The organism is Bradyrhizobium sp. NAS96.2 (genome assembly GCF_001908235.1).
Taxonomy (GTDB): Bacteria; Pseudomonadota; Alphaproteobacteria; order Rhizobiales; family Xanthobacteraceae; genus Bradyrhizobium.
Map to the genome: position 1 here is coordinate 1 of NZ_LGHK01000074.1, position 10,770 is coordinate 10,770.

General features: G+C 65.3%; 11 protein-coding genes. 1 reads left to right on the plus strand and 10 read right to left on the minus strand.

Annotated features, from left to right (window positions below):
- A partial coding sequence (locus AC628_RS17345; protein WP_210190219.1) for a penicillin-binding protein 1A occupies positions 1 to 1,481 on the minus strand: 1,481 nt, incomplete at its 3' end.
- Between the two features lie 471 nt (positions 1,482 to 1,952).
- Between AC628_RS17345 and AC628_RS17350 the strand changes: the two genes are divergently transcribed.
- On the plus strand, positions 1,953 to 2,381 hold the full coding sequence (locus AC628_RS17350; protein ID WP_245321211.1) for a hypothetical protein: 429 nt from the start codon (positions 1,953 to 1,955) through the stop codon (positions 2,379 to 2,381).
- A gap of 58 nt (positions 2,382 to 2,439) precedes the next feature.
- On the opposite strand, the gene ggt is transcribed toward AC628_RS17350, so the two are convergent.
- The 9 genes from ggt to AC628_RS17395 all read right to left on the minus strand — a co-directional run.
- Positions 2,440 to 4,176, minus strand: coding sequence for a gamma-glutamyltransferase (gene ggt / locus AC628_RS17355; protein ID WP_083632965.1), 1,737 nt, complete (start codon positions 4,174 to 4,176; stop codon positions 2,440 to 2,442).
- A gap of 85 nt (positions 4,177 to 4,261) precedes the next feature.
- Positions 4,262 to 5,761 carry an amino acid permease gene (locus AC628_RS17360; protein WP_074128015.1) on the minus strand — a complete coding sequence of 500 codons (1,500 nt, stop codon included), beginning with the start codon at positions 5,759 to 5,761 and terminating at the stop codon, positions 4,262 to 4,264.
- A gap of 144 nt (positions 5,762 to 5,905) precedes the next feature.
- Positions 5,906 to 6,211 carry a BA14K family protein gene (locus AC628_RS17365; RefSeq protein WP_074128010.1) on the minus strand — a complete coding sequence of 102 codons (306 nt, stop codon included), beginning with the start codon at positions 6,209 to 6,211 and terminating at the stop codon, positions 5,906 to 5,908.
- A gap of 136 nt (positions 6,212 to 6,347) precedes the next feature.
- Positions 6,348 to 6,893: a c-type cytochrome gene (locus AC628_RS17370; RefSeq protein WP_074128011.1), complete on the minus strand. Its 546-nt coding sequence runs from the start codon at positions 6,891 to 6,893 to the stop codon at positions 6,348 to 6,350.
- Positions 6,880 to 8,157, minus strand: a complete 1,278-nt coding sequence (gene soxC / locus AC628_RS17375; protein WP_074128012.1) for a sulfite dehydrogenase — start codon at positions 8,155 to 8,157, stop codon at positions 6,880 to 6,882. Before soxC ends, AC628_RS17370 begins: the two co-directional genes overlap by 14 nt.
- A gap of 246 nt (positions 8,158 to 8,403) precedes the next feature.
- Positions 8,404 to 8,886 (minus strand): DUF1801 domain-containing protein, encoded by a 483-nt coding sequence (locus AC628_RS17380; RefSeq protein WP_074128013.1) that lies wholly within the window; start codon positions 8,884 to 8,886, stop codon positions 8,404 to 8,406.
- Between the two features lie 158 nt (positions 8,887 to 9,044).
- Positions 9,045 to 10,001 (minus strand): catechol 2,3-dioxygenase, encoded by a 957-nt coding sequence (locus AC628_RS17385; RefSeq protein ID WP_074128014.1) that lies wholly within the window; start codon positions 9,999 to 10,001, stop codon positions 9,045 to 9,047.
- 150 nt (positions 10,002 to 10,151) lie between these two features.
- Complete coding sequence (locus AC628_RS17390) at positions 10,152 to 10,337, minus strand: hypothetical protein (protein WP_050627033.1); 186 nt, start codon at positions 10,335 to 10,337, stop codon at positions 10,152 to 10,154.
- Positions 10,338 to 10,426: 89 nt separating this feature from the next.
- On the minus strand, positions 10,427 to 10,770 hold a 344-nt coding region (locus AC628_RS17395; protein ID WP_143201655.1), incomplete at its 5' end, for an EAL domain-containing protein.

Here is a 10,770-nt window from a genome sequence, read left to right on the forward strand (position 1 = left end):
ACGATCGGCTTGAAGGTCGAACCGGGCTGCCGGTAGGCCTGCGTCGCGCGGTTGAACTGGCTCTGGTCGAACGAGAAGCCGCCGACCATAGCGAGCACACGGCCGGTGTGCGGATCCATTGCCACCATCGCGCCCGACAGTTCGGGAACCTGGCGCAGCCGGTACTGGCCTTCGACGGCCTTGCCGTCCTTGGTGAACAGCGGATCGGCGTAGATCACGTCGCCGGGCTGCAGCACCTGCGCCACCGAGGTCGGCGTCTTGCCCTTGTAGGGGCCGGACAGTGCCCGCGCCCATCGCACGCCTTCCAGCGTGACGATGCCGGTCTCGCGCTGCTTGCTGATGGCGCCGCCGAGTTCGCGTCCGGGCTGGAAGCCGATCCGCGCCGACTGGTCGTTACTCTCCAGCACCACCGCCATACGCCATGGCGAGATGTCCGAGAGCGATTTGATCTCGGCGAGCGGGACGCCCCAGTCACTGGTGAGATCGAGCTTCTGGATCGCGCCGCGATAGCCCTGCTGCTCGTCATAGTTCACGAGCCCCGCCACCATGCTCTTGCGCGCCATCACCTGGATCTTGGGATCGAGCGTGGTGCGCACCGACAGGCCACCTTCGTAGAGCTTCTTCTCGCCATAGCGCTCGAAGATGTCGCGGCGGACTTCTTCCGAGAAATATTCGCCGGCGAAGGTGTGGGCGCCGTTGCTGCGGTTGGTGACGGTCAGCGGGTCCTTGCGCGCCTTGTCGGCGTCGGCAGCGGTGATCCAGCCGTTCTCCTGCAGGCGGTCGATCACGTAGTTGCGGCGCTCGACGGCGCGCGCATGGTTGCGCACCGGATGCAGGCTGGCCGGCATTTTCGGCAGCGCCGCCAGATAGGCCGCTTCGGCAACGGTCAGTTCATTGACGGACTTGTCGAAATAAACCAGCGAGGCGGCCGCGATGCCGTAGGCGCCGAGGCCGAGATAGATTTCGTTGAGATATAGCTCGAGGATCTTGTCCTTGGAGTAGGCCCGCTCGATTCGCATCGCCAGCAGGGCTTCCTTGATCTTGCGGGTGAACGACACCTCGTTGGTCAGAAGGAAGTTCTTGGCGACCTGCTGGGTGATCGTGGAAGCACCCTGCGGACGGCGGTTGGAACCGAAGTTCTGGATGTAGGCGACGCCGGCGCGCGCCATGCCGGTGTAGTCGACGCCACCGTGCTCGTAGAAATTCTTGTCCTCGGCCGCGAGGAAGGCGTTGATCACGAGCTTCGGCACGGCCTGGATCGGCAGATAGAGCCGCCGCTCCTTGGCGAACTCGCCCAGCAGCGATCCATCCGCCGCGTGCACGCGGGTCATCACCGGCGGCTCGTAGTTCTGAAGCTGCGAATAGTCGGGCAGGTCCTTGGAAAAATGCCAGAACAGCCCTGCGACCGCGGCCAGACCGGCCAGGAACAGGATGGTTCCTGCGGTGAACAGGAACCCGAAGAACCGCAACAGAAATTTCATCGACCAGATTTTCCGTGGCGAATACGTCGCTCGTTCTGAGTGCGCTGCGTGCCACTTAGGCCGCCCGGTATATCGGTCGCACCATGGACCTGCAATTCAACACAGGAGAATTAAAGCGCGTCAGACGTCAAACTTATGCCATAGAGCCCGGGTCGGCGCGCAGCCAAATCAGCCGTCCCCGACCCCGGGGATGCTCCGCAGAATTGCATCGGCCTTCCCGCCTCCGTCCCTCGATTCGCCCACCCATCGCCGCGCGGCGCTCCGGCCTGCAATCGCGGCGCTTGCGCGATGAGCGCGCCGCGAAAGAAAAGCGCGAGTCCTGCCACCGCTTCCACTACCCGGCTGCCGCTACGGGGATTGCGGCATCAGAAACCGGTGGACAGTGCCGGCCGGCCCATCCGATTAACGACCCATTAACTATAACTACCCCAAGTTGTTGGGGTACACGCGACTCGCGAGGGGCTGACTTGCATGGCACTGCGCGGATTTAAACGGCCGTTTGCCGTCGACCCGAATATCGTTGGATTTCCGAAACCACCCACATCGGCGATGGGCACCGAGGCCTTGGACCTCGTCTATCAGGCGGCGGATCTGTTCCGCAGCATCGAGGACAGGGCCCGCGCCGGCGAGGCCCGCGCCGAGGCGGCCGAACAGGCGCAGCTCGAAATCATCGCCGCCACCGAGCGTAAGCTGCGGGACGCCTCCCGGGCACTCGAGGAGGCCAGGCGACGTATCGAGTCGCAGCAGGAGCAGCTCGATGCCGCCGAATTCCGCGCCCAGGCCGCCGAAGCCGAGGCACGCGAAGCCAGGCAATCGCTGGCCCTGATCGAGGATGCGATCCGCCGGCGCTTGCTGCTGACCGGCGGGCACGACGACGGCAGATCGAGCGCCATCGCCTGAGGCGAGATCGACCGGGCGGCGAGCCCTGCCCGGCCGCCGCGCGATCGTACGACGACAATCAGTAGCCGGCCGCCAGCCCTGAATTGCGGCGCGGGTCGTTTGCGCCATAGAAGCGGTTGTTGCCGACCGGCTCGCCGCCCAGCGACGGCGCGCCGATGACGATCACCGCGAGGTGGTTGGCCGGCTGCGGCGGGCCGAATTTGTGGCCCATGCCTTCCAGCATCTTCCGCGTATCCGGCGACAGCGTGTAATTCTCGAGATTGGTCGCCTCCGGTAGCCACTGCTGGTGGAAGCGCGGCATATCCACGGCCTCCTGCGCGTTCATGCCGTAGTCGATGGCGTTGATCATCGTCAGCAGCACGGCCGTGATGATGCGGCTGCCGCCGGGCGTGCCCACCACCATGACCGGCTTGCCGTCCCTGGTGACGATGGTCGGGCTCATCGAGGACAGCGGGCGCTTGCCCGGGACGATCGAATTGGCCTCGCCCTGCACCAGGCCGTAGAGGTTCGGCACCCCCACTTTGGCGGTGAAGTCGTCCATCTCGTCGTTCAGGAGCACGCCGGTCTTGGCCGCGGTCACCTTGGCGCCGAACCAATCGTTGAGCGTGTAGGTGACCGACACCGCGTTGCCGTCCTTGTCGGCGATCGAATAGTGCGTGGTGTTGCTGCCTTCGTGCGGCGGCACACCGGGCTTGATGTCCTTGGACACGCCGGCCTTGGCCGGGTCGATCGCGGTGCGGATCTTGGCGGCGTAATTCTTGTCGAGCAGGCGCTCGAGCGGATTCTTCACGAAATCCGGGTCGCCGAGATAGCTGTTGCGATCGACATAGGCGTGGCGCATCGCCTCGATCTGGTAGTGCACGGCCTGCGCGGAGTGGTAGCCGAGCTCCTTCAGGGGATAGCCCTCGAGGATGTTCAGCACCTCGCAGATGACAACGCCACCCGAGCTTGGCGGCGGCGCCGAAACCACGTGATAGCCGCGATAGTCGCATTCGACCGGCGCGAGCTCACGGACTTTGTAATTGTCGAGGTCCTCCTGGGTGAGCAGGCCCTTGCCGGCCTGGCTCGAGGCGACGATCGCCGCCCCCACCCACCCCTTGTAGAAACCATCGGTGCCGCGCTTGCTGATCTCGCGCAGCGTCTCGGCGAGCTCGTGCTGCGTCAGCCGCTCGCCGACCTGGAACGGCTTGCCATTGTTGAGGAAGATCGCGGCCGAGGCCGGATCGTCCTGAAAATCCTTGGTCGCGGTCTGGAACATGCTGATGTCGCCCTGGTCCAGCAGGAAGCCGTCCTCGGCGAGTTGCAGCGCCGGCGCGATCACGTCCGCGCGCTTCATCGTGCCGTACTTCTCGCGCGCATATTCCATGCCGGCCACCGAGCCCGGCACGCCGACAGCGAGGTGCCCCTTGGTCGACAGGTCGGCGATGACTTTGCCGTCCTTGTCGAGATACATGTTGGCGGTGGCACCCTTTGGCGCGGTTTCGCGGAAATCCAGGAAGGTCTTGCGGCCGTCGGCAAGCTGGATGGTCATGAACCCGCCGCCACCGAGATTGCCGGCGGCGGGATAGACCACCGCAAGCGCGTAACCGACGGCAACCGCCGCGTCGATCGCGTTGCCGCCGCGCTTCAACACCTCGATGCCGACCTGCGTCGCGAGATGCTGCGCGGAGACGACCATGCCGTTCTCGGCGGCAACCGGCGCAACCGATGCGGCGCGCGCGGGAGCAACCGTCGCGATGCCGATCGAAACTATCGCGGCGGCGATCCACCGCGCGCGCACCGTTGAATTTTGCATGGAGGCCTCCCGGGACTTGCGCCGACTATCGCGGCTTTATGATGCGATCTCAGCGCGCAAACCTAGCAGGCCGCTCGCGTGCGCACTATAGGCCCGCGACGCTCTCACCGCCCGCCCGCAGCCGGCTGTGGCGTCTGCCATAGGCCGCATAGATCACCAGCCCGATCACGAGCCACACCGCGAGCCTGATCCAGGTGTCGACTGGCAGGCCGAGCATCAGGAACAGCGAGGTTCCGGCGGCAGCGGGGGCCACCAGCCAGATTGCCGGAGCCTTGAACGGGCGCGGCAATTGCGGATCGCGGATGCGCAGCACCAGCGTTCCGATCGAGACCACGGTGAATGCGAACAGCGTGCCGATCGAGACGAGCTCGCCGACCAGCCCGATCGGCAGCAGCCCGCCGAGAATGGCGGCGACGGTGCCGGCGAAGATGGTCGAGACATAGGGGGTCTGGAAGCGCGGATGGATTTTTGCGGCAAGGCCCGGCAGCAGCCCGTCATGCGCCATGGCGCGGAAGATCCGCGGCTGTGCCAGCAGCATGATGAGGATCACCGACGTCAGTCCGAACAGGATGCCGAGCTTGATGAACGGACCGAGCCAACCGATGCCAACCGCATCGATGCCGACGGCGATCGGATCCGGCACGCTGAGCTTGTCGTACGGCACGATGCCGGTCAGCACGAAGCCGACGGCGACATAGAGCGCGGCGCAGATCACGAGCGAGCCGAGAATGCCGATCGGCATGTCGCGCTCCGGCGTCTTCGCCTCCTGCGCCGCGGTCGAGATCGCATCGAAGCCGATATAGGCGAAGAACACCACCGCCGCACCGCGGACCACGCCGGACCAGCCGAATGCACCGGGACCGGCATTCGGCGGGATCAGCGCGCCCTCCGGATTGCCCGCCGTCACCCAGTTCGCCAGCGAGACCGAGGAGGCCGCGGCGGCGAGAAACAATGCGATGACGACGAGCTTGACCACGACGACGAAGCTGGTGAAGCGCGCGGACTCGCGAATGCCGACCACGAGCAGCGTGGTGACGAAAGCGATGATCGCCATCGCCGGGATGTTGATGACCGCGCCGGTCGACGACCACGCCCCCGTGTTGGTGTCGTAGGCGAGCGGCGCCGAGGTGAATTGGTGCGGCAGGTTGATGCCGAAATCGCGCATGAAGCTGACGAAATAGCCGGACCATCCGACCGAGACCGCGATCGCACCGACGGCATATTCGAGGATCAGGTCCCAGCCGATGATCCAGGCGATCAATTCACCGAGCGTGGCATATGCGTAAGTATAGGCGCTGCCGCAGATCGGCACCGTCGATGCCATCTCGGCGTAGCACAGGCCGGCAAAGGCGCAGGCGACGGCGCCGAGCATGAAGGAGAGCGTGACGGCGGGGCCGGCATTGGCGGCGGCCGCGTGCCCCGTCAGCACGAAGATGCCGGCGCCGATGATGCCGCCGATGCCGAGCGTGACCAGTTGCAACGCCGAGAGCGAGCGTTTGAAGACCGGCGTCTCCGCGTCGCCGTCGGCGCGCGCCGCCTCGCGCAACAGCTCAGTGGTCGATTTTCGATCCCAGAAGCCGGCCAGGATGTCGGTCACGTCTGATGTCCTCCGCCGCTCGGGTCCAGCGGGCCGCCGCGATCGGCGAACTATAACGCGCTCGACGCGCGGGCGTTCGCACGCCGCGCGATAGCCGGAGCCCTTATCCACCGCCAAGCGGCGTGGCGGGTCCTATTGGCAGGGATGGCGACGGCCGTCGCGGCCAAGGAAAGTGCCGGACGCCGGATCGAACGAGCGGTAGCGAGCGCAGGACGAGGACGGCGCCTGCGGCATGGCGCCGTAGGCGTTCTCCGGGTTGCCGCTACGTTGCCCCGCCGCCTGAGCCTCACCCCATGGCGTCAGGGCGCCGCCGTTGATTGCGCTGCGCCCGGGATTTTGCGCGTCAAACAGCGCCGGCTCCGAAATCTGGGCAACGACCGGAGAAAACGTCATCCCTGCAAGCACTATAGCGGCGGCAACCGCCCTCAATCCGGACATGCGACCACTCCTGTCGATCAATGGAAACCTGTCGAAGGCCGGCCGAGCCGCCCCTAACGGATATGGGGACGGCAATCTTCAGCGCACGGGGCTACGGCGTCACGATGCTGCGAGCCGGCCGGCTGTGGCTCGCCACTCAATGGTTATGCACGTCAGGCCGCGGGTCGGAGACGAAGCCGTCGCGGTTCGGCATCCTGACGGCGGCGAGCGACCTGGCGTCGAGCACGGCATTGGCGGGGACGACGCCGTTGAGGCTGAGGATGTAGGCGGACACCGCGTAGACGTCCTCATTGCTCAGCGATTGCGGCGCGTTCTGTGGCATCGCGCGGCGGATGTAATCGAACAGGGTCGGGGCATAGGGCCAGTAGCTGCCGACGGTGCGGATGGGCTTCGGGCTTGCCAGCGTGCCCTGTCCGCCGACCAGACGGTCGCCGACGCCGCCCTGCCCGTTGTCGCCGTGGCATGCCGCACATTGCTCGGCGAACACGGTGCGGCCGCGCTCGACACTGCCGCTGCCCGGCGGCAGGTTGGAGCCATCGCGGCCGATATCGATGTTCCAGCCTGCGATCTCGGCAGGCGTTGCCGGACGCCCGATGCCATAGCGATCGTCGGCCTGCGCTGCAGCAGCAAGCATCGCAACCGCACCCACGACGAACGCCGCCTTCAGGTTACGCCTGGGCATTGGTCACCTCGCCATTCGCATCGATGCGCCAGGGCCAGATCGCGTTGTTGTGGTAGAACGAGTTGAGACCACGCACCTTGACCAATTCCGCCAGCGTCGGCTGCGTGTAGCCGGTCTCGTCGATAGCGCGGCTCTGGATCACTGCGGGAGTGCCGTCCCAGTGCCAGGGCAAACGGAAGCGCGTGAGCGCGCGCGTCAGCACCGGCTCCTGAAGCTCCGCCTGTTGCCAGCTCTTGCCCTCGTCGAGCGAGATCTCGACGCTCTTGATCTTGCCGTGGCCGCTCCAGGCTATCCCGGTGATCTCGTGGAAGCCGTGTGTGGTCAGCTTCTGCCCACCCGACGGCCGCGTGATGATCGACTTGGCCTCCATGTAGAAGGTGAATTCGCGCGACGTGCCGTCCGGCATCGGGTCGGTGTATTTCGAAGTCTCTTCGCGCGAATAGGCCGGCTCGGCGGTGACCTTGAGCCGGCGCAGCCACTTCACGTTCATGTTGCCCTCGAAGCCGGGCAGCAACAGGCGCAGCGGATAGCCCTGTTGCGGACGCAGCCGCTCGCCGTTCTGGCTGTAGACCAGCATGGCGTCGTCGAGGCATTTCTCGATCGGGATCGAGCGCGTTAGCGCGGCGGCATCGGCGCCTTCGGCGACGACCCATTTGGCGCCCGGCTGCAAGCCCGCTTCGTCGAGCACGGTCTTGAGCGGCACGCCGGTCCATTCGGCGCAGCTCAGGAGGCCGACGAGGTCGGAAGCCGTCTTGCCGTAGGGCTTGGTGTAGACCGGATTGCCGGAGCACTCCAGGAAATGGATGCGCGACTGCGACGGAAAGCGGCGGATGTCCGCCATCGTGAACACCAGCGGGCGATCGACCATGCCATGCAGCATCAGCCGATGCTCGGCCGGATCGATGGTCGGCACGCCGCCATGGTGGCGTTCGTAGAACAGGCCGTTCGGCGTGATAATGCCGTCTAGCTCCTGCAACGGCGTGCGGCCCGACGCCGAGATATATTGCGGCAGCGTCTTCGAGATGTTCTTGACGACGCCCTTCTCGTGAACCGATGGCGCGCCATAGGGCTGGCTTCCCATCGGGTCGCCGGGCGCTTTCATCCATTCCGGCACGTTGGGCGGAAGATTATTCCCCTGTTCGGCAAGCGCAGGAGAACCGGCAACTCCCGCCATCGCGGAGCCTCCGGCCAGTGCCGCACCCGCCTGAAGAAATCGCCTGCGAGACGCCTCTCGCACGCGCTTATCCGTCGTGTGTTCGCTCATCGACGTTTTCCTCTGACGCTACCAGAGCATGATCCGGGAAAGTGCCAAGCGGTTTTCCCTCGCGACAAACGCAAAGCGTTTGCGCGGAGACCATGCCAGGACAACAATCCAAAGCGCGATGACGATTCATCGTGCTTTGGTTCAGCCTAACACCAAACGCCCGAGGCGAGGCAATGATCGCGCGTGCATAGCCGCACCGACGGCGCGTGATGGCCGCTGCTCACCGGTCCGTGCTTGCGCGGCCGCTCACATCCGTTCGCCGGGCAATCGACTGGCTTGCTTCACCCAGGCGGTGAATTGGGCTTCGTCGAGTTCGTCGTTCTCATGAATGTTGAGATAGCGCGTGTGCTGCTGCTTGGACTCGCCCGGCGGCACGGGACGCAGCAATGCGCCGCGAAAGAACGCCACCTTGATGTAGCGGGTGAAGACATGGATGCCGAGGAACCAGCCTTCGCCTGCCATGCCGTAGAGCGGCGAGTTCCACTTCACCGCCTTGTGCACGCCGGGGACGGTCCGCACGATGAGCGCGTCAAGCTTGCGTCCGACCTCGCTTTTCCACCCCGGCATCGCCGCGATATACGCTTGCACAGGCGCGTCACCAACTCCCTTTGCGATCTGCGGATTGCCGCCCGCGAGCAGACGCGGCTTTGCAGCCCCGCGCGTGACGGCTGCCTTCTTTGCGCTCTTCTTGGCGCTCTTCGCCGACTTCTTGGAGGTCTTGCCAGCCATTGTGCCTGTTTCCACCGGTTCACATCCCGCGCGCTGCGCAGCGTTCGCCCTTTCGACCCGGATCATATGGTTGTGCGTCGATGTTGTCGTCAGTGTCCGCGCCTGTATGTGGCGGCGTATCGACGCGCGCGATCGGTCCGCTTGCCGCAGTCCGGCGCCTAGTCGATCACCGGCGGCGTGCCGTGGGTGTGGAACGACTCGATCGTCTTCAACCCCCACGCCTGGCCCTTCTTGCGCTCCTCCTCGGTCCACACGATCGGCCTCCAGTCCGGCGCGAGGATCAGGCGGGCTCCGGCATTGGCGACCTCGACGCGGTTGCCGCCGGGTTCATAGACATAGAGGAAGAAAGTCTGCTGGATCGCGTGCTTGTGCGGCCCGGTCTCGATATGCACGCCGTGCTCGAGGAAAATATCCGCGGCCCGCAGGATCTCCTCGCGGCTGTCCAGCGCATAGGTCACGTGGTGAAACCGGCCGCGCTTGCCATAGTGGTCGCGCGTATAGGCGAAGTCGTAGCTCTTGTTCGACATCGTCATCCACATCGCCGCTTCCGTGCCGTCGTTGAGCACGATCTGCTCGGTGGTTCGGCATCCTAGGTAGTTCTCGAAGAACAGGCGATTGGCCTTGATGTCGACCGCGAGGCAGTTGAGATGGTCGAGCCGGCGGACGTTGACGCCGCGGGCCGGAAAGCGCTGCGCCTGGTTCTTCAACGCAGGCTTCAGCCCGGCCGGCGCCTCGTACCATTCGGTCTCGTAATAGAGTTCGATGACGTGGCCGTCGGGGTCGCGGCAGCGAAATGCCGGTCCCTGCCCCATGTCGCCGTCGATCCAGCCGATGTCGAAGCCGGAGCCCTTCAGCGCGGCGACACGGCGCTCGAGCGCCTGCCGGCTGCGCGCCCGCAGCGCCATGTGCTCCATGCCCGAGGTCTTCGACGCGGTCAGCTTCAGCGAGTAACGCTCATAGTCGTCCCAGCCGCGCAGATAGACCGACTCGCCCTGTCGGCCGCTGACCGTCATGCCCATCACGTCGACGAAGAACGTCAGGCTCTCGTCCGGCTTCGGCGTCAGCAGCTCCATGTGCCCGAGATGAGCGAGATCGAAGATCGGTTCCGGCTGCATGGGGCGGTCTCCTCGCACGACGCCGCCGACGTCTTTCCGCTCGGGCGAGCGGTGCCGGCGCGATTTGTACTAGTGTACAAAGGATTAGGTCCCGTCAACAAATTCTTGGCACCGGCAATCGCAGCCCGCGATTGAGACCAGCGTCCGCGCCTAACCCTTGGACGCCATCACCGGCGCCGCATCGTGCGGCCGGGACATGGTCGCCGACACCGTCAGCGCGACGGCAAGCGCGCACACCATGCAGAGCTTCATCCGCGCCGTGCGGCGATCAGTCATCGGCAGGAAGAAGAAGAACGCGATCGCCAGGACGAGAAGCGCATTCACGAGATAGTACATGGCGGGGCCCTCTTGTTGCGTATCAACAAGATGGCCGGCGCTCGCGCGGCATTCCGTGGCCGGAATCACACAGGGAAAGCTGCCGGCGGTCAGGCGACCGAGACGGCATCCTCGCGATGCGAGGACAGCAGCCTGCGGATCTCGACATCCGGCACCGGCCGGCTGAACAGGTAGCCCTGCATCTCGGTACAGCCGAGAGTCCGAAGCAGACTGCGCTGCTGCTCGGTCTCGACGCCCTCGGCGGTCGTCGTCATGTCGCTCGCGGCGGCAATGTTCACGACGGCCTGAACGATCGTGGACGACGCGCCGGTCCCGGCGAGATCCTTGATGAAGGCACGGTCGATCTTGATCTTGTCGAACGGGAAGCGCTGCAGATAGCTCAGCGACGAATAGCCGGTGCCGAAATCGTCGAGCGCGATGCGCACGCCAAGCT